This is a genomic window from Marinobacter lutaoensis, from assembly GCF_001981305.1.
Taxonomy (GTDB): domain Bacteria; phylum Pseudomonadota; class Gammaproteobacteria; order Pseudomonadales; family Oleiphilaceae; genus Marinobacter; species Marinobacter lutaoensis.
This window is the reverse complement of record NZ_MSCW01000005.1, coordinates 73,717-92,605: the sequence shown is the minus strand read 5'-3', so window position 1 is coordinate 92,605 and position 18,889 is coordinate 73,717. Positions and strand designations below refer to the sequence as shown.

At 62.8% G+C, this 18,889-nt stretch carries 20 protein-coding genes; 8 read left to right on the top strand and 12 right to left on the bottom strand.

What is annotated here, in order from left to right:
* Window positions 1–8: 8 nt before the first annotated feature.
* From BTO32_RS06670 to BTO32_RS06655, 4 genes are all read right to left on the bottom strand, one after another.
* Entirely contained in the window at window positions 9–695 is a 687-nt protein-coding gene (locus BTO32_RS06670) for a flagellar hook assembly protein FlgD (protein WP_076723855.1), read from the bottom strand.
* 18 nt (window positions 696–713) lie between these two features.
* Window positions 714–1,163, bottom strand: coding sequence for a flagellar basal body rod protein FlgC (gene flgC / locus BTO32_RS06665; RefSeq protein ID WP_076723854.1), 450 nt, complete (start codon window positions 1,161–1,163; stop codon window positions 714–716).
* 32 nt (window positions 1,164–1,195) lie between these two features.
* On the bottom strand, window positions 1,196–1,594 hold the full coding sequence (gene flgB, locus BTO32_RS06660) for a flagellar basal body rod protein FlgB (RefSeq protein WP_076723853.1): 399 nt from the start codon (window positions 1,592–1,594) through the stop codon (window positions 1,196–1,198).
* Window positions 1,595–1,790: 196 nt separating this feature from the next.
* Complete coding sequence (locus BTO32_RS06655; RefSeq protein ID WP_076723852.1) at window positions 1,791–2,348, bottom strand: nitroreductase family protein; 558 nt, start codon at window positions 2,346–2,348, stop codon at window positions 1,791–1,793.
* Window positions 2,349–2,484: 136 nt separating this feature from the next.
* On the opposite strand from BTO32_RS06655, the gene BTO32_RS06650 reads away from it, so the two are divergent.
* A complete protein-coding gene (locus BTO32_RS06650; protein ID WP_076723851.1) occupies window positions 2,485–2,796 on the top strand; it encodes an Mpo1-like protein in 312 nt (103 codons plus the stop codon).
* Between the two features lies 1 nt (window position 2,797).
* Complete coding sequence (locus tag BTO32_RS06645; protein ID WP_076723850.1) at window positions 2,798–4,258, top strand: adenylate/guanylate cyclase domain-containing protein; 1,461 nt, start codon at window positions 2,798–2,800, stop codon at window positions 4,256–4,258.
* Window positions 4,259–4,266: 8 nt separating this feature from the next.
* Here BTO32_RS06645 and queF read toward each other — a convergent pair whose 3' ends face one another.
* The 3 genes from queF to BTO32_RS06630 are packed head-to-tail and all read right to left on the bottom strand — an operon-like array spanning window position 4,267 to window position 6,825.
* Window positions 4,267–5,091: an NADPH-dependent 7-cyano-7-deazaguanine reductase QueF gene (gene queF / locus BTO32_RS06640; RefSeq protein ID WP_076723849.1), complete on the bottom strand. Its 825-nt coding sequence runs from the start codon at window positions 5,089–5,091 to the stop codon at window positions 4,267–4,269.
* 13 nt (window positions 5,092–5,104) lie between these two features.
* Window positions 5,105–5,878, bottom strand: coding sequence for an ABC transporter permease (locus BTO32_RS06635; RefSeq protein WP_076723848.1), 774 nt, complete (start codon window positions 5,876–5,878; stop codon window positions 5,105–5,107).
* Window positions 5,875–6,825 (bottom strand): ABC transporter ATP-binding protein, encoded by a 951-nt coding sequence (locus BTO32_RS06630; RefSeq protein ID WP_076723847.1) that lies wholly within the window; start codon window positions 6,823–6,825, stop codon window positions 5,875–5,877. The genes BTO32_RS06635 and BTO32_RS06630 overlap by 4 nt, the downstream gene beginning before the upstream one ends.
* A 210-nt stretch (window positions 6,826–7,035) precedes the next feature.
* Here BTO32_RS06630 and BTO32_RS06625 point away from each other — a divergent pair, with 210 nt between their 5' ends.
* The gene (locus BTO32_RS06625) at window positions 7,036–8,154 is read left to right on the top strand and encodes an organic solvent ABC transporter permease (protein ID WP_076723846.1); all 1,119 of its coding nucleotides are present in this window, start codon (window positions 7,036–7,038) and stop codon (window positions 8,152–8,154) included.
* Here BTO32_RS06625 and BTO32_RS06620 read toward each other — a convergent pair.
* The 3 genes from BTO32_RS06620 to BTO32_RS06610 form a co-directional block, all read right to left on the bottom strand.
* Window positions 8,144–9,451 (bottom strand): HD-GYP domain-containing protein, encoded by a 1,308-nt coding sequence (locus BTO32_RS06620; RefSeq protein ID WP_076723845.1) that lies wholly within the window; start codon window positions 9,449–9,451, stop codon window positions 8,144–8,146. The genes BTO32_RS06625 and BTO32_RS06620 overlap by 11 nt on opposite strands.
* A 172-nt stretch (window positions 9,452–9,623) precedes the next feature.
* A complete protein-coding gene (locus BTO32_RS06615) occupies window positions 9,624–10,220 on the bottom strand; it encodes a hypothetical protein (protein WP_076723844.1) in 597 nt (198 codons plus the stop codon).
* On the bottom strand, window positions 10,213–10,491 hold the full coding sequence (locus BTO32_RS06610) for a PilZ domain-containing protein (RefSeq protein ID WP_076723843.1): 279 nt from the start codon (window positions 10,489–10,491) through the stop codon (window positions 10,213–10,215). The genes BTO32_RS06615 and BTO32_RS06610 overlap by 8 nt, the downstream gene beginning before the upstream one ends.
* A gap of 182 nt (window positions 10,492–10,673) precedes the next feature.
* On the opposite strand from BTO32_RS06610, the gene BTO32_RS06605 reads away from it, so the two are divergent.
* On the top strand, window positions 10,674–11,687 hold the full coding sequence (locus BTO32_RS06605) for a Fe(3+) ABC transporter substrate-binding protein (RefSeq protein WP_076723842.1): 1,014 nt from the start codon (window positions 10,674–10,676) through the stop codon (window positions 11,685–11,687).
* A 178-nt stretch (window positions 11,688–11,865) separates the two neighbouring features.
* Window positions 11,866–13,554: an ABC transporter permease gene (locus BTO32_RS06600; RefSeq protein WP_076723841.1), complete on the top strand. Its 1,689-nt coding sequence runs from the start codon at window positions 11,866–11,868 to the stop codon at window positions 13,552–13,554.
* A 21-nt stretch (window positions 13,555–13,575) separates the two neighbouring features.
* On the opposite strand, the gene BTO32_RS06595 is transcribed toward BTO32_RS06600, so the two are convergent.
* Together BTO32_RS06595 and BTO32_RS06590 are read right to left on the bottom strand one after the other, a co-directional pair.
* A complete protein-coding gene (locus tag BTO32_RS06595; RefSeq protein ID WP_076723840.1) occupies window positions 13,576–14,055 on the bottom strand; it encodes a thioesterase domain-containing protein in 480 nt (159 codons plus the stop codon).
* A gap of 125 nt (window positions 14,056–14,180) precedes the next feature.
* Window positions 14,181–15,848: an AMP-binding protein gene (locus tag BTO32_RS06590; RefSeq protein WP_076723839.1), complete on the bottom strand. Its 1,668-nt coding sequence runs from the start codon at window positions 15,846–15,848 to the stop codon at window positions 14,181–14,183.
* A gap of 275 nt (window positions 15,849–16,123) precedes the next feature.
* Between BTO32_RS06590 and BTO32_RS06585 the strand changes: the two genes are divergently transcribed.
* From BTO32_RS06585 to BTO32_RS06575, 3 genes are all read left to right on the top strand, one after another.
* Window positions 16,124–17,098, top strand: coding sequence for an ABC transporter substrate-binding protein (locus BTO32_RS06585; protein WP_076723838.1), 975 nt, complete (start codon window positions 16,124–16,126; stop codon window positions 17,096–17,098).
* Window positions 17,099–17,166: 68 nt separating this feature from the next.
* The gene (locus BTO32_RS06580; protein WP_076723837.1) at window positions 17,167–18,069 is read left to right on the top strand and encodes an ABC transporter permease; all 903 of its coding nucleotides are present in this window, start codon (window positions 17,167–17,169) and stop codon (window positions 18,067–18,069) included.
* A 9-nt stretch (window positions 18,070–18,078) separates the two neighbouring features.
* Window positions 18,079–18,873, top strand: a complete 795-nt coding sequence (locus BTO32_RS06575) for an ABC transporter ATP-binding protein (RefSeq protein ID WP_076723836.1) — start codon at window positions 18,079–18,081, stop codon at window positions 18,871–18,873.
* Window positions 18,874–18,889 lie beyond the last annotated feature (16 nt).

Below are 18,889 nucleotides of genomic sequence, written 5' to 3'. Positions count from 1 at the left end.
CACCGGACTCAATTGACTTGCTGGACATCGGACAGGGCAATGGAGCCCATACCGGCCAGGTTGAGGGTAATGGAGCCCCCCTGCCCCAGGGAGACGCTGTCGACATTGGCGCTGACCAGGGTGGACAACTGCTCGGTGCCTTCCGGGTAGGACGCCTGGGCGACCATCTGGTAGGTTCCTTCCGGCATGTCACTGCCATTGCCGTCCTTGCCATCCCACACAAACGACATCTGCCCGGCCGAGGCACTGCCCAGTTCCATCTGGCGTACCAGCTCGCCGCTGCTGGAATAGACAGACAGCACCACGCCACTGGTGGACGCCGGCACCTCGATGGCGCCGGAAATTTCACCGTCCGCGCCCAGCACGCCAACGTCGGAAGGCGCCAGCACCGTCTTGCCCACCATCGCCGAGGCCTGCAATGCCTGAGTGGAGCGGAACTGAGTCACCACGTCCTCCACCGTGCTGGAGAGCGACTGCATTTCCTCCAGCGAGCTGAACTGCGCCAGCTGGGCAATGAATTCACCGTTATCCTGAGGCTCCAGCGGATTCTGATGCTTCAGCTGGGCCAGCATCAGCTCCATGAACTCGTTCTTGCCGAGTTCGCTGCTGCCGGAGGAACTCTCGGTCTCCGTCTGCTGGCTGATCCGGTACTGGCTCAGAACGTCCGAGACGTCTGATACATTGGTCGTGCTCATCGGTAGCTCCTTAGCCCCTTATTGCTGACCCAGCGTCAGAACACGCTGCATCATGGACTTGGCGGTATTCATGACATCCACGTTCATCTGGAAACTGCGGGACGACGACATCATGTCCGCCATTTCCTCGACCACGTTGACATTGGGGTAGAAAACATAGCCGTCCTCGTTCGCTGCCGGATGGTCCGGCTCGTAACGCATCTGCAGCTCGGCATCGCTCTCGACGATGCCGGCCACCCGAACGCCTGCGCCGGGCCCGGTGTCCCCGAACCCATCCGTGCCCGAAGCCTCCGGGTTCAGCAGGGCCTGCTGAATGGCGGCAAACACCGGTTTACGCGCCCGATAGGTGGTGTCGGTGCTGGAGCTGGCGGTTTCCGCATTGGCGATGTTGGAAGCCGTGGTGTTCAGCCGCAGCGACTGCGCGGTCATGCCGGAACCGGCGATGTCAAAAATGCTACCCAAAGACATGATCTACTCCTTCTCTGCCAGGGACCGGCGGCTTACTCGCCCTTGAGGGCTTTGGTCAACCCGCTGAACTTGCTGCTCAGGAACTGGAAGCTGGCTTGAAAATCCATGGCATTGCGCATGAAACGGCTTTGCTCCTGCTGGGCATCCACGGTATTGCCATCCACCGACGGCTGGTACGGCACCCGGTACAGCAGCTCGTCGGAGCCGTCCGAGGCGGCGGCATCCAGATGCTGCTCGTGGGTCCGGTTCAGGGACAGGCCGGACATCGAATCCTGGGCCTTGGCCATCATCGCCCGAAAGTCCAGATCCCGCGCCTTGAAGCCGGGCGTGTCGGCGTTCGCCAGGTTGTTGGCCAGCACCTCGGCCCGCTTGACCCGGGCCTGCAGCGCCTGCTCGTGAATCCCCAGCGCCTTGTCGAAAGAAATTGCCATACGGCCTCCCAAACGCTTGCCGGCCTTTGCCGGTGTTCGTGTCTGGTAGGGCTTAAGCAAGGGGGATGCCAACCCTGGGAGCGTGGGGCGAGGCCCCGGAATTCCGGGGTTGGACGGGGAATGTCCGATGGCTGGGGCGGCAAGAAGGGGTGTCCGGGGAAAGGAAGGCGGCAAACCCTTTCCCCTGCCGGAGTGCCTAGACCTCCGGCCAGCGGCGCACGAACTCCGCCACCGGCGGACGGGGCACTGACGGCTTCGCCATCGCCACGGTACCGGTATAGATGAAGCCGGCGATGTGTTCGTGGGCCTCGACCCCCAAAGCGTTCCGCACCGCCGGGTTGTACGCCATAGGTCCGGTCCGCCACATAACCCCGAAACCGGCCTCCTGCAGAGCCAGCTCGAGGAAGCCGACACCGGCGGCGGCGGACATCACCTGCTCCACTTCCGGTACCTTCGGGTGTGCCTTCGGCGATACAATGGCGACAATCACCATCGGGGCCCGCAGCGGCGCCCTGCGGGCCTTTTCCAAATCCTGGTCGGAGGCTTGCTCGGGGCAGCAGGCGGCAAACAGCTCCCCCAGCCGCACCCGTCCCTCGCCTTCGATGACCAGGTAACGCCAGGGGCGCAACAGGGCGTGATCGGGAGCCCGGGCGGCGCAGGCGAATGCCCGCTCAAGCACGTCGTCACTCGGCGCCGGCGCCACCAGGCGCGGCTCGGAGGTTCGATTGAGAATAAACTCGGTAACAGGCGTCATGACTCCTCGCGGTCCGTTGGCTGGATGTTCATGCCTACCATGTAGGGCACGCATGTGAATTGTGGGTTATACGTAATGCTGTTAACCTTTGGTCGTAGTCACCCCGACGAACAATGATAACGAAGCGGCGGCAACAATGAGTGAACAGCGGACATTCCACAGTTTTTCCGAATTCTATCCCTACTATCTGGAAGAGCACAGCGACGTGACCTGTCGACGACTTCATTTTCTGGGCAGCCTGCTGGTGCTGGTTGTCGGCCTATGGGCCCTCGCCTCCGGCCGGCTCGTCTGGCTGCTGTTGCTGCCGGTCATCGGCTACGGTTTCGCCTGGATCGGCCACTTCAAGTTCGAGAAGAACCGCCCCGCCACCTTCCGATACCCCCTCTACAGCCTGATGGGCGACTGGGTGATGTTCCGGGACATGCTGATTGGCAGGATCCGGTTCTGACATGATCAGTGCCCCCGCAGACCTGCGCAACGCCAGCAGTTGCGCCAGCAAGGCCCTGGGACCGGAGCCGGCTTCGGGTGCCATCGCCATCCCACCGATGCCGGATTACAACGGCCGGGTTCTGGCCTACACGGCCACCGCCGTCATCATCGTGGTCGGCGTCCTGCAGGACGCCTTCCCGCACTGGCTGCTGTGGCTGCTGGCCGGTGCCCTGATCTGGCCGCACTTGGCCCACGGTCTGACCCGCAAGACCTTCCTGAGCCGGTCATCGCGCATCCGCCAGAAAATGCTGCTGGTGGATTGCGTGATCGGCGGCGCTTTCATTGGCCTGACCGGCCTGGTGGCCATCCCGGCGGTCTCAGTGGCCCTGATGCTGATGTTCAGCTGCCTGATCATCGGCGGCATCCGCCAGTGGCTTCTGGGCAGTGCGTTCATGGCCCTGGGGCTGGTGGCCGGCATCGCCGCTGTGGGCCCGGCCGACTCATTTCAGTCCCCCCTGCTGACCAGTCTCTGCGCCATGGCCTCCACCGGCCTCTACATCTGCGTCACAGCCTTCTACTCACATCAGCAGGCGCGGGCCCTGATGCTCGCCAAGACGCAGATCCAGAACCAGCGGGAGCAGTCGATCGCGCTTTCGCACAAACTGGCCAAGTACCTGTCTCCCCAGGTCTGGCAGTCCATCTTCACCGGCGAACGGGACGTGCGCCTGGAGACCCAGCGCAAGAAACTGGCCATTTTCTTCTCCGACATCAAAGGGTTCACCGAGCTGTCCGAAGAAATGGAACCGGAAGCCCTGACCGAACTGCTGAACCACTATTTCAACGAAATGTCGGAAGTCGCCCTCAAGTACGGCGGCACCATCGACAAGTTCGTCGGCGACTCGATCATGATCTTCTTTGGCGACCCCACCAGCCGGGGCCTGCGTGAAGATGCCTTTGCTTGCGTCTCGATGGCCATCGACATGCGCAAGCACATGAAGATCATGCGCCAGAAATGGCGCAGCCAAGGCATCAAGACGCCCCTGGAGATCCGCATGGGCATCAGCACCGGCTATGCCACCGTCGGCAACTTCGGCGCCGAAAACCGGATGGATTACACCATCATCGGCAAGGAAGTGAACCTCGCCAGTCGCCTGGAGTCCCTGGCCCAACCGGGTGAAATCCTGATTTCCCACGAGACCTTTTCGCTGATCAAGGACCGCATCCTGTGCCGGGACAAGGGCGAGATCACCGTCAAGGGCTTCACCAAACCGGTTCCCATTTACGAAGTGGTGGATTTCCGCCGGGACATGGGCCCCAACCGCAGCTTCCTGGAACACGAGCACAGCGGTTTCGCCATGTATCTGGACTCCCAGAAGATCACCGAGGAGGAACGCCAGCTGATCCTGCGCGCCCTGGAGGACGCGGCGGATCGGCTGCGCGCGGAGGAAGATCTGCCGGACGAAATCGGCAAGTTCGGCTGAGCCGGCCGCTACTGCCGAATCAGCCTCGGGCCGGCACCGCCCCCGGGCGAGGTGCTGCGCCAGGGGTTGATGTCCAGCCCGCCTCGCCGGGTGTAACGGGCGCAGACGGTCAGCGCCTCCGGTTTGCACCGCGCCATCAGGTCGGTGAAGACGGTTTCCACGCAGTGCTCATGAAAGTCCTGCTTGTTCCGAAAGCTGACGATGTAGCGCAGCAGCGCAGAACGGTCGATCCGGGGCCCGGTATACTCGATCAGCAAGGTTCCCCAGTCCGGCTGCCCGGTAACCGGGCAGTTGCTCTTGAGCAGGTGCGAGCACAGCCGTTCGCTGACCCGCTCGGCACCGTCCCGCAACCGCAACGACTCCGGCGCGTAGTGATAGACCACGTCCGCCACCGGCTCGTCATCAATCAGCTCGTAGCCCTCTGGCCGCCCCTCGGCCATCGCTCCGGTATCGACCTCCCTCAGCTGCACCCGTACCGGCGCACCGGCGGCGCCGGACAGATCCTCGCTCACCACTGCCCGCAGCCGCTCGGGTGACGCAAACACTTCCTGGTTGAGCGAATTGAGATAGAGCTTCAGGGATTTCGATTCGATGATCGAAGGCGAATCCGCGGGCACGTGAATCTCCGCCCAGGCCACCGCCGGAACACCGCCCGGCCGAAGCCAGGACACCTCCCAGGCCTGCCAGAGGTCCTCGCCGAACCAGGGCCAGCGGCCGTCATCCAGCCCCAGGCGGCGCCGGTTTTCCTGGCGGGCCACCGGGAACAGCAGAGTGGGATCGTAATGCTCCGGGTATTCGCTGGACTTGCCCAGCGGCGCGTCGTGCAGTGCCATAGTCATTCCTGTGTCAGTGGCGAATGCCCTTGCCCCGCGCCAGCATGCGCAGGGCGACCACCGCCAGAACCACGATAAAGGCGAGAATCATACCAAGAGAAACGTACGGATTGACGTCCGAAACACCCAGGATGCCGTACCGGAAACCGTTCACCATGTACAGAATTGGATTCGCCATGGACACCGCCTGCCAGAAGTCCGGCAGCAGCTGCACGCTGTAGAACACGCCACCCAGGTAGGTCAGCGGCGTCAGCACGAACGTGGGCACGATGGAAATATCGTCGAACTTGGTGGCCAGCATGGCGTTGATAAAGCCTCCCAGGGCAAACAAGGCCGAGGTGAGGATGACGGTGGCAACCACCATCGGCAGATGGTGGATGGTCAGGTGCGTGAACGCCAGCGACAGTACGGTAACGATCGAGCCGGTGCCCAGCCCCCGGGCCATGCCACCGGTCACATAACCGGCCAGGATCACCCAGTTCGGCACCGGCGACACCAGCAACTCCTCGATGCTGCGTTGGAACTTCATGGAGAAGAACGACGACACCACGTTGGAGTAGGAGTTGGTGATCACCGACATCATGATCAGCCCAGGGACGATGAACTGCATGTAATCGAACCCGCCCATGACGCCGATCCGGGAGCCGATCAGGTTGCCAAAAATGATGAAGTACAGCGTCATGGTAACCGCCGGCGGCAGCAGGGTCTGCGGCCAGATTCGGGTAAACCGCCGGATCTCCCGGACGACGATGGTGGTGAAGGCTACCCAGAGCGCCTGTAAGCTCACGCCACGCCCTCCTCTGGTTCGTGGTGTTCGACGCTGTTCCGCTCCACCAGGCGCAGGAACAGTTCTTCCAGGCGATTGGCCTTGGTCCTCATGCTGATGACCTTGATGCCGAGGCGGTCCAGCTGCGCGAACACCGGATTCAGCCCCTGCCCTTTCTCCACATCGACCTCCAGGGCACCGTCATCGTTGATGCGGCAGCTCACGGCCTCCAGCCGGGGCACTTCCGTCAGCTCACGCTCGGTGTCGAGCACGAACGTCTCCACGCTCAGCTGCTGCAGCAACGCCCGTTTACTGGTGTTCTGGAGAATCCGGCCATGATCGATGATGGCGATGTTGCGGCACAGGGCCTCGGCCTCTTCCAGATAATGGGTTGTCAGAATGATGGTGGTGCCCTGGCGGTTCATCTCTTCCAGAAAAGCCCACATCGAGCGGCGCAGTTCGATGTCGACGCCGGCGGTGGGCTCGTCCAGAATCAGCAGGCGCGGTTCGTGGACCAGGGCCCGGGCAATCATCAGGCGCCGCTTCATGCCGCCGGACAGCATCCGGGCCGGCGTCTCGCGCTTGTCCCACAGGCCCAGCTTGCGCAGGTACTTTTCTGCCGAGGCCGCGGCCTGGCGCCGGGGAATGCCGTAATACCCAGCCTGGGTGGTCACAATATCGAACACCTTCTCGAACTGGTTGAAATTAAACTCCTGGGGCACCACCCCCAAGTGCAACTTGGCCTGCGCCAATTGGGTATCGATGTCGTAGCCGAACACCCGGACCCTGCCCGCAGTTTTGTTCACCAGCGAAGACACAATCCCAAGCGTGGTCGACTTACCGGCGCCGTTGGGCCCAAGCAGGGCGAAGAAGTCCCCTTCCGCCACGTGCAAATCAATGCCCTTGAGCGCCTGGAAGCCATCGCCGTAGGTCTTGGTCAGACCTTCGATTTCCAACGCATTCCTCATAGCGTCCTTCCGATCCAGGAGGTTGACCGACCGGGGCCGACACCGCCGGTGGCACGGATAAAAAGTCGAAAGCTAGTGATTGAGGCGGTTGCCGGAAATTCAAGGCCGCCCGGCGTCGGGCAAACCCCGAAACTGAGACGGGTATCGCGATATGCCCCGACGCCGCTACCTATAATGCAGTTACAATAAATTACAAGACACCGCCAGGTCATGATGTCCGTCCGCCGAATTGCCCCCCTGTTGTTCTTTGCCCTGATGTTCACGCTCACCGGCTGCCTGGGCGATGGCGGCGCCTCCGGCTCCGACACCCAGGTGGGGCGACTGAACTTCCACGGCTTCAGCGGTCTGTCCTACCAAACCGCCAGCCAGAGCGGCACCACCAACGCCCGGGGGGAATTCCGTTACTATCCTGGCGAAACGCTGGAACTTCGGGTCGGCGACCTGGTGATCGCCAGCGGCGTGCCCGCGCAGGCGTTCATCTCACCCCTGGAGTTTTTCACCGATCTGCGGGCTGACCTGCAGATCCCCCGGGTAGACGACGAGCAGCTGAGAACCCATACCCTGACGGAACAGGCCCTGCTGCAGGAGGTCAAGCTGCTGAACCTGACCCGATTCCTGATGTCGTTGGACTGGACCCAGGGCGTCCGCGAGGGCGAAGGCATCGACATTCGCCAACGGGTGATTGAACAGCTCAACGCCGCCCTGGCGGCGTTGGATCAACCCATCGATTTCACCGTTTCCCAGGACGCCTTCACCGCCGGGGGCGACACCCCCTCGCCGGCCAACCAGGTACTGGCCAGTATCTGCTTCTACCCACCGGACAGCGAGCTGTGCGAGGCGCCCCCCACCGAGGCCGAGATCGAGGCCGCCCCCGAACGGCCGGAGAACGAGGATGACTGGGACCCGGACGTGACCTATAAGGAAGAACTCCAGGCCAAGCGGGACCGTATCCTGAACGCCGTGCGGAGCCTGGACGAGATCGACAACGAAGACGCCAGGACCTACCTGCGGCGGGAACTCCAGGCCATCAGCACGACCCTGGCCAAGCGCTACTATCTGGAACACTACGTGGCCAGCCATCCAGCCACCGACACCGCCATCAAATCCGTGCGGGTGAAGAAAATCGGGGGGCGTCCCCAACTGGGAGAAATCGAAGCCATCAGCACCCGCCCCCAGGACGTGACCGTTCACGCCTGGAGCTGGCAGGACGCCGAGGTTGAATACTTTGTCAGCGGGCCGCCGGACGGAGAATCGGAATTGCTGATTGCGTTTCGCCCAGAGAACACCTACCGCTGGGTGCGAAAGAGCCTGCGGGTGATTATCCGCTGATCAGACGGCCCAGGCTCCAGCGGGCCTCCGCACCGGTGATGTCATAGTGCGCCGGATCCAGCCCCTCGGTGCCATGGGGCAGACACTCGCGAATGGTGAGAACATCGGCCGCGTCCCGCCCCTCGTTGTGGCGGGCCAAGTCGATGATCCGTGCCGACTTCAGGGGCCGCCGGGCAGCATCGGTCATCACCATGACCCTGGGCCAGAGCCGGCGTTCCGGTGAATGGGACACCACCACGCCCCGCTGGCCATCGCTCAGTTCCACCAGGCTGCCGGTGGGATAGACCCCGATGGCCTGGATAAACGCCTCCACCAGATCTTCCTGGAATTCGATGTTCCGCATCTCATACAGCAGGCTGACCGCCCGGGCCGGCGTCATCGGTTCCTCGCCCCCTTCCCGGGGCCCCACCAGCGACTCGAAGTATTCGGCAATGCCGGCCACCTTCGCCAGCAGCGGAATCCGGTCACCGCAGACGCCTTCGGGAAAACCGGAGCCGTTATGCCGCTCCCGGTGCCCCTGCACGACGCTCAGCACCGCCCGGGAAACACCCGTGCCCGCCAGCAGCGCCACCCCTTTCTCAACGTAGGTGCGGTACAGTGCGAAACTGTCCGCGTCGAACTGGCCGGGGTGCCGCAGCAGCTCCCGGGGTAAGGCGGTCTTGCCCACCTGGGACAGCAGACACCCCTGCCCGAGGTGATTCAGCAGACCTTCGTTCAAACCCAGTTGGCGACCGCAGACCAGCGCCCAGACCGCAGTATTCAGGGCGTGGCGATAGAGGTAGTCATCGTAGTTGCGGACCCGGCTCAGCCAGAGCAGGGCATCGGGTTGGCGAATGACACTGCCCACCATCTTCCGGGTCACCTCGGCAACCGCCTGCAAGTCCGGAGCCTGCCCACGCCCCACGGTATCGAACAGCCGCTGCAAGGCCACTTCCGCATCGTTCAGCAGACGCCGGGATACCCGGATCTCTTTCCTGAGCGTTGACACCACCGGATAGCGCACCGGCTCACGAATGGCCAGCGGCGGCAGCTTGACGACTTCGCGGCCACCACCGGCGCGACCGATGCCGCGGCCGAACACCGGCACCACCCCGCGACGTTCGCTGACCTCACGAACCTCCGCGACATCGATCATGACCCACTTGCAGTGGGACATGAGCGCGCGGATGTCATCCTCGGAACGGATATAGAACCCCTGAATGGGAAACGGCGTTTGGTGCCAGGGCCGGTCGAGGTCGGACACGAACATGCCCACCTCCAGGTCATGGACCGAAACCTTTTTCTGCTGAACGCCCACAGGCCACCCCTGACACGTAGATTTTTCGATGTTTAACATTGTGCCGCAGGCAGCAGGGGAATCCATTACCTTTGGGTAGCAAAATTCTACCGTTCAGCCACAGAATGTAATGAAAGCGCACGGAGAGGAAACAAAATGTAGCAGTGTGACACGTATCACAGTCGAGCGCCCGTCAGTCGGAGCGACACACCGACTCGTCGAACGCCGGGGGGCGAGCCGCCGCCGATCCCCTGGGTGCCCGCTTCGGATAGAGCGTGTAGGGAACGGACGAGGCCCGAAGGTAATCCTGATCCACCACCTCACCGGCCCGCGTCACCACCGGGCGCATCGGCACACACAGAACCCGCAGGTGAAGCTGGTCGGGCAATTGCGGGATCGTCAGATCCGGCTGCTCCGGATTGAGCAACAGGCAGGCGCCGGCAGGCGCCCCTGCCCCGGGAAACACCACCCGATCCAGGCCCGGCTCGGCACAGGCCCGGACCCCGGGACCGCAGTCCCCCGCTCCGTCCGCACCGGCCTGGCGGAGCAGCCAGACCCGTTCGCTGCATTGGGTCTCGACCCGAATCGCGGTGGCCTCGTCGTCCTGAAGCCACCAGTCCGGATACTCGGCGGTCAGCCAGGACACCCGCACCTGACGAGGCTCACCCCGGGAGTTTTCCGCCGGAAACATGGCGTAATGACTGTAATAGCTCGCGCAGCCGGACATTCCAGCCACCAGCCCGGCGGCGAGGCTCCCCAGCAGCCACCGGCGGGCGATGTCCCTAGCCATGGACGTCCTCGAATTGCAGCCCGTAGCCGTCGTCGGTCCTGCGCACCACCACCATGGGCAGGATCGGGGCCGGCACCGGCAGCCCCTGGACCTGAACCGTCACCCGGTCACCGATCTCCGGATGGAACGGCTCCGACTCCACCACGATGAACACGCCCCCGTCCGAAATGTCCCGGGTGGAAAAAAGAAACGCCCCCAGGGTTTCATGGACCACCCTGACCTTCGCGGACATCGCCGTGCGGATGTGCTCTCGCCGATCACTGCCAACCATATTCACTTTTCCGGTGGATTGATGCCGTTCTTATAATACGCCAGAGCATAGCACCGTTTTGGTCGACGCATCTCATACTGGCAATTGACTTGACTCCCACCATAACACAAATGAGAATGGTTGCCGTTTTTAGGCGCTTGCGCCCCGCAAGCCGTACTGTCAACCGAACCGAGGAACACTCCATGCGACTCAAGATCGCAGCCGCGGCCGCCCTGATCCTGGCGGCGCTGCCGTTTGCCGCGTCGGCGGATGGCGAGGTCAACATCTACTCCTATCGCCAAGCCTACCTGATCAACCCTCTTCTCAAGGCTTTCGAGAAGGAAACCGGCATTGAAACCAACGTCGTCTTCGCCAAGAACGGACTGGCGGAGCGTCTTGAGCGGGAGGGCCGCAACAGCCCGGCGGACGTGGTCATGACCGTGGACATTTCCCGAATCAACGAGCTGGTCGAGCGCGATCTGGTAGCCAGCGTTCGCAGCGACACCCTGGAGAAGAACATCCCCGAAAACCTGCGCCATCCCGACGGCAAATGGTTTGCCCTGACCACCCGCGGCCGCCTGATCTATACCTCAAAAGACCGGGTCAAGGCCGGCGAAATCACCACGTACGAGGAACTGGCCGATCCCAAGTGGAAAGGCCGGATCTGCACCCGCAGCGGCAAGCACCCCTATAACATCGCTCTGATCTCTTCCATGATTGCCCACCACGGTCTCGAGGAAACCGAACAGTGGCTGCGCGGCCTCAAGGCCAACCTGGCACGCAAGCCCCAGGGGGCGGACCGGGATCAGATCAAGGCCATTGCCGAAGGCGTCTGCGATGTCTCCATCGGCAACAGCTATTACTACGGCAACATGCTCCAGGACGAAAACGAGCGTCCCATTGCCGAGCAGGTGCGCCTGGTGTTCCCGAACGCCGACGGCCGGGGCACCCACATCAACATCAGTGGCATTGCCCTCACCAAGAGCGCTCCGAACCGCGACAACGCGATCAAGCTGATGGAGTTCCTGTCGTCACCGGAGGCTCAGCGCATTTACGCCGAGGCCAACACCGAATACCCCGCCAACCCGGCGGTCAAGCCGTCAGGACTGGTTGCCAGCTGGGGTGAAATCCATCCCGACGCACTGCCCCTGCAGACCATCGCCGCTCACCGGGATGAAGCGGTCAAGCTGGTCGACCGGGTCGACTTCGACGGCTGATTCGCTCTCCGCTTCCACGCTCCGGAAGTCCCCATGTTCCGGACACTCGACACAGGGGCGCCCATGGCGCCCCTGTGTCGTTAAACCCGCCCCGAAATGACGCCGATCATTGCAGCGCCAGATTCCGCTGATTACAATCGGCAATCCTTCTCACTAGCATTTCAATGACGGGAGCCCCATGACCGAAGCCGTAACCGTCGTCGCCCCCGCGACGTCCGAGCCTCTGCTGGCCAAGCGTGCTTCCCGTCGCTGGATTCTTGCCGCCACCCTGATCAGCGCCATCGTGGCGCTACCGGTCCTGTCGGTGCTCTATCTGGCTCTGTTCCCCGAGGAGAACATCTGGCCCCACCTGATCGACACCACCCTGCCCCGCTACCTGACCACCACCGTCAAGCTGATGCTGGGCGTGGGCGTCCTCACTCTGGTGATCGGGCTGGCCACGGCCTGGACCGTAACCATGTGCGAGTTCCCCGGGCGCCGATTCTTCGAGTGGGCCATGCTGCTGCCATTCGCCGTTCCCGCCTATGTGATCGCCTATGTCTACACCAGCCTCCTGGATTACGCAGGCCCCGTGCAACGGGCCCTGCGGGAGGTGTTTGGCTGGCAGAGCGCAAGCGACTACTGGTTTCCGGAAATCCGCAGCCTCGGGGGCGCCACACTGATGCTGGGGCTGGTGCTGTATCCGTATGTCTACCTGTTGGCGCGGGCCGCGTTTCTGGAGCAGTCGCCATCCCTGTTTGCGGTCAGCCGAAGCCTCGGCCATTCGGCCCTGAGCACGTTTTTCCGTGTGGTGCTGCCCATCGCCCGGCCGGCGGTGGCGGTTGGCCTGTCGCTGGTGCTGATGGAGACGCTCAACGATTTCGGTACCGTCGACTTTTTCGCCGTGCAGACCCTGACAGCGGGCCTGTTCGATACCTGGATGAACCTGGGCAACCTCGGCGGGGCCGCCCAGATCGCCACCACCATGCTCGCTTTCGTGGTGATTTTGGTCACGCTGGAGCGCTACTCCCGACGCAAACAGAAGCAGTACGCCGCCCGGGACAACCGGGAACCCATTCAGCGCTTTAACCTGTCCCGACCAAGGCAGGCCATCTGCCTCGCCGTTTGCCTGATCCCCTTTACCCTGGGTTTCGTGGTGCCGGCGGCCACCCTCGGGCTCTACGCCTGGGAATATTTTGGTGAAAGCTGGAACCCGGATTTCGTGGAAAACACACTGAACAGCCTGCTGCTGTCTGGAACCGCCGCCCTGACCACCCTGGCCGTGGGGGTGGTCCTCGCCTACAGCCGCCGGCTGCACGACACCCGGGGCATGCAGGTTCTGATGCGTCTGTCCGGACTCGGCTACGCCATGCCCGGCGCGGTACTCGCGGTGGGGGTGATTGTCCCCCTGGCGGGCTTCGACAACTGGCTGGATGGCGCCCTGAGACGCACGGTCGGTGTGAGCAGCGGGTTGCTGCTCAGCGGCACCACCTTCGCCCTAGTGTTCGCTTACACTGTGCGTTTCCTGGCGGTGTCGGCGGGCAGCGTGGAAAGCGCCCTGCAGAAGGTCACCCCCAGCATGGACATGGCCTCCCGCTCACTGGGCGACACTCCGGGCCGAACGCTGGTCCGGGTCCACCTGCCCATGCTGCGGGGCACCCTGTTGACCGCCGCGCTGGTGGTGTTTGTCGATTGCATGAAAGAGTTGCCGGCGACCCTCATCCTGCGTCCGTTCAATTTCGAGACCCTGGCCACCTATGTTTACCAGTTCGCCTCAGATGAACGGCTGTTCCACAGCGCCCTGCCCTCACTGATCATTGTCCTGGCGGGCATCGTCCCCATCATCCTGATGAGCCGTTCCATCGCCAATACCCGCTCCATCGCCTGAACCGGGAGACGGATGTGCCGGCTAGCGGCCGGACCGCACATCCCGGACCACGAACCGGCCCTGAAAAACCGCCACCGGTTCCCCCGCAGGTACCGGCGACGGCGTGCCACAGAACACTTCCGCCGTCAGATCCAGGCGCGCCTTGCCATGCCGGGCCAGGCTCTTGCGAAAACGCTCCGGAATTTCCCCGCCGGGCAGTCGGCACACCACAAAGAAATCCGACGCCACCGGTTCCAGGTAGTCGATGGTACCGCTTTGCACCACCACATGACCTTTCAAGCCAAGGTCGGACAGCGCCAGCTCCGTCAGTCCCCAGGCGGCGGTCACCGCCGCCGCATAGACACTGCCGCCAAAGCCGGTGCCCTGGTGGTTGCGGTTGGGCTCCAGGGGCGCGGACAGCACCAGTGTCCGGCCATCCCAGGACTGGAGCTCGATGCCCAGAGCCCGGGACAGGGGAATCTCATCGTGAATGCGTTTCTGAAGAAGAACCAATTGGGACATAAACTCCTCCTGACTACCCGAAGTTTAGGCCCGCCCCTGGCGTTTCCCTATGCGACTTACGTCGCCCGGAGAGCAGAAAGGCCCGGGTCTCCGGGCCTTTCCCTCAAGCGCCACCGCCGGCGCGCTTACTGCCAGATCACCGGCTGCTTCTGGGCGTACCAGCTGTCCACCTTCGACTGATAGGCATCCTCGACCACGTTGCGCTTGAGCTTCAGCGTCGGTGTCAGGAAGCTGTTCTCGATGGACCACTCGTCGCTGACCACGGTGATGAAGGCCAGTTGCTCGTGCGGATCGACGGTCCGGTTCACCTCCTGGATCAGCGCCTTGAAGCTGTCCTCCAACTCCTTACGGAACGCCTCGTCCGCCAGTTTGGGGCGGGTTTCCTCACCCAGCATGACCAGCGCGTGGGGCTGGGTCTGGTTGGCGCCGGACACACACACCATCTCAATGGCGTCATGGGACATCAGGCGATTCTCGATCGGCGCCGGAGCGATGTACTTGCCTTTGCTGGTCTTGAAAATCTCCTTGATGCGGCCGGTCAGTTTCAGGCGGCCCAGCTCGTCGATCTCGCCCTTGTCACCGGTCCGGAGAAAGCCGTCCTCGGTGAAGGCTTCCCGGGTTTTCTCCTCGTCTTTGTAATAGCCCATCATGGTCGCAGGGCTCTTGACCAGCACCTCGCCTTCCTCGCTGATTCTCACTTCCACGCCCGGCAGCGGCTCACCCACGTAGCCGGTGCGGGTCCGGCCCGGCTTGTTCATGTGCGAATAGGCGAAATTCTCTGACATGCCGTAACCTTCCAGCAACTCCAGACCCAGATTCCGGTACCAGTCGAGTACGTCATGCGACAGGGGCGCCGAACCGCTGCCGGCCAGTTTGACCTTGTCCAGCCCCAGACCCTTGAGGATCTTTTTCTTGATCAGCCGATTGAGCACGGGCACCTTCAGCAGTCGGTCCAGCTTCTGCTTCGGCAGTTTTTGCAGCACCCCGTGCTGGAATTTCACCCACAGACGGGGAACCGACAGGAACAGCGTCGGCTGGGCCCGCTGCAGGTCCTTCACGAAGGTGTCCAGGGACTCGGCAAAATAGAGTTCGAAGCCGGCATACAGGGACCCCAGTTCCACGAAGGTACGCTCGAACACATGCGCCAGCGGCAGGTACGACAGCATACGTTCGTTGGCCCCGACGCCCAGTGTCTGAATACCTCCCGTCGCGGCAAACGCCATGTTGCCGAAGCTCAGCATAACCCCCTTGGGCCGGCCGGTGCTGCCGGAGGTATAGACGATGGTGGCCAGTTCGTCCGCCGCCCGGTGGCTTTCCCCCGCCAATGGCGCGTGCTGGCGGATGATGTCGTCCCAGGTTTCAAAATCGTTGGGAGGGCTCAGCGGATAGGAGATGCAGCGAACCGACTCGGGCACGCCCGGCTTCATCATCTCCCAGTCGTCCAGCTTGCCGACAAACAGAACATCGCACTCGGCGTGGTTGAGGATGTAGTTGACGGTATCCGCGTTCAAGGTGGGGTACAGCGGCACGGAAACATGCCCCGCCATCCAGATCGCCCAGTCCGTCATGATCCAGTGCGCGCAGTTCTTGGAGATCAGACCGATGCGGCTCTTTTCCGGGAGGTCGAGGGACTTGAGATAAGAGGCCATGCGCCGGGCCTCCTCCACGGCCCGCCCCCAGGTGTACTCGACCACTTGGCCGTCACCAACCGGCTGGGTCATGTAGCGGACGTCCTTCTTCGCCGTTTCCCAGTGGTACACCATTTCCAGGGGAAGCTTGTTCGTTGTGTCCATGGACTTTCCTTTATTATTAGTTACGTTGTGCACAAAATCGCCGGTTATCCGGCTTGTTCGAGTCATTATTAGACTTTCGTAGGGTATTTCAACACGGTATCGCCCGGCAAGGTGTGACCAAGCCAAAACTATTCAAAAAAAACAACTTTCTCTGTTTTGCCCCAGAAACCGCGTCTTCCCTACCCCCTAACCCGCAGGGCTGTGGTAAACTTCCGCACTTTCCGGATTCCGGACCCGACACAACGTCAAACCAGTCATGACTCGGAGATGGGGATATGGCCAAGAGAACTCTGCGCACTCTCGTGGGTGCTTCACTGCTGGCGGCGGCAAGCCTGGTCCAGGCGCAGGACGCCAAGACCGTAGCCATTACGCAGATCGTTGAACACCCGGCACTGGACGCCGTCTACCAGGGTATCAAGGACCAGCTGGCAGAACAGGGTTACAAGGAAGGCGAAAACCTGACCGTCCTGCACGAGAGCGCCCAGGGCAACGCGGCCATCGCGTCCCAGATCGCCCGCAAGTTCGTGGGCGAGAACCCCGACGTCATCGTGGCCATCGCAACTCCGTCCGCGCAGACCGTGGCAGCGGCGGCCAAGAATATCCCGGTGGTGTTCTCCGCCGTTACCGATCCGGTTGGCGCCAAACTGGTCCGATCGCTGGAAGCCCCCGGCGGGAACATCACCGGCGTCAGCGACATGCTGCCCATCGAGAAGCATATCGACCTGCTGCAGCGGGTGATGCCGGAAGCCAAGCGCATCGGCACGGTGTACAACCCCGGTGAGGCCAACGCGGTATCCCTGGTGAATCTGCTGGACGAACGACTGGCTGCCCGCGGTCTGACCCTGGTCAAGGCTGCAGCCACCAAGACCTCCGAGGTGCTGGGCGCGGCCCGCTCGCTGGTGGGCGATGTCGATGCCATCTACCTGACCACCGACAACACCGTTATCAGTGCCGCCGAGGCGGTCATTTCCGTGGGCGAACGCGCCAAGATTCCGGTGTTCGCCGCCGATACCGCCACGGTCGAGCGCGGCGCGGTGGCGGCCCTAGGCTTCAACTACTATGAGCACGGCCGCCAGACCGGACAGATGGTCTACCGGATTCTCCAGGGAGCCGGCACCGCCGACATGCCGGTGGAAACCATGGACACCCTGGACCTGTTCGTTAACCCGGACGCCGCCGAGCGGATGGGCATCACTCTGTCCGACGACCTGATCCGGGACGCCAAGGAAGTCATCCGGAACAACCAGTAAACGCCCTGACCCATACGGGCGGACCCCACAAGGGCCCGCCCGTTTTTCGTTCACAGTGAAAACGACCCATGCTCAGTGAAATTGCTTTTTACGGTGCCCTCGAAACCGGACTGATCTACGGTCTGGTCGCTTTCGGTATCTACATTTCCTTTCGTGTCCTCGACTTTCCCGACCTGACGGTTGACGGTAGCTTCCCGCTGGGGGCCGCCGTGGCCGCCATGCTGATCATTCATGGCTGGAACCCCTGGATTGCCACCGGTGCTGCCGTACTGGCGGGCATGGCAGCGGGCGCGGTGACCGCCCTGCTCAATGTCAAACTCAAGATCCTGAACCTGCTGGCCTCTATTCTCACCATGATCGCCCTGTACTCTGTCAATCTGAGAGTCATGGGGCGTCCCAACGTCGCGCTGCTCACCGAGGAAACCGTACTGACCCCGTGGTACGACCTGGGGCTGGCCTTTCATCAAGTACCGGTGCTGCTGTTCGCCCTGGTGGTTCTGGTGGCCCTGCTCCTGCTGTGGCGGTTCATGAAATCAGAGGTGGGTCTGGCCATGCGCGCCACCGGGGCCAATCCTCGCATGGCCCGGGCCCAGGGCATCGCCACCGGCGCCATGATCGTCCTCGGCGTCGCGCTGTCCAATGGGCTGGTCGGACTGGCCGGAGCGCTGTTCGCCCAGAGCCAGGGCGCCGCGGATGTCACCATGGGCGTGGGCGTGATCGTGATCGGCCTGGCCTCCCTGATCGGGGGTGAGGCCCTGGTCACGCCTTCTTCCGTGATCCGGGCGCTGATCGCCTGCGTGGTGGGCGCCATCATCTACCGACTGGCCATCGCCTTCGCCCTGAACGCGGATGTCCTGGGCCTCCAGGCCCAGGATCTGAACCTGATCACCGCCGTTCTGGTCACTCTCGCCATCGTATTGCCCGGCGTTCGCAATTCCGTCGTCGGCAAGCTCACTCGCAAGAAAGCCTGAGGACACGACATGATCAGTGCAACCGATCTCCGACTGACCTTCGGCAAGGGAACCCCCCTGGAGAACCCCGCCCTGCGGGGCATGAGTCTGACCGTGAACCAGGGTGAGTTCGTCACGGTCATCGGCAGCAACGGCGCCGGCAAATCCACGTTTCTCAACGCCCTGGCGGGCGAGGTGATGGTGGACAGCGGGCAAATCATCGTGGACAACCAGGATGTCACGCGCCTGCCCACGCACAAACGGGCCGCCCGTGTGGCTCGGGTGTTCCAGGACCCCCTGGCGGGCACCTGCGAAAACCTGACCATCGAGGAAAACCTCGCCCTGGCCATCAAGCGGGGCCAGCGCCGGGGACTGAGCGGCGCCGTCAAGAAACAGTATCTGGAACGGTTCCGTGACAGCCTGTCATCCCTGAAGCTGGGGTTGGAAAACCGCTTGGGCGACAAGATGGGCCTGCTCTCCGGCGGTCAGCGTCAGGCGGTCAGTCTACTGATGGCTAGCCTGACCCCCTCCAGCATCCTGCTGCTGGACGAGCACACCGCCGCTCTGGATCCGAAGACTGCGGCCTTTGTCCTGGAGCTCACCCAGAAGATCATTGAAGAACAGAAGCTCACCGCTCTGATGGTGACTCACAGCATGAAACAGGCGCTGGAGGTGGGCTCCCGCACGGTGATGCTGCACCAGGGGCAGGTGGTGTTCGACATCGCCGGCAAGGAACGGGAGGGCCTGGAAGTGAAAGACCTGCTGGGACTGTTCGAGCAGCAGCGGGGCCTGAAGGTGGACGACGACAGTCTGCTGCTGGGCTGAACTTGGCAGTGGGGAC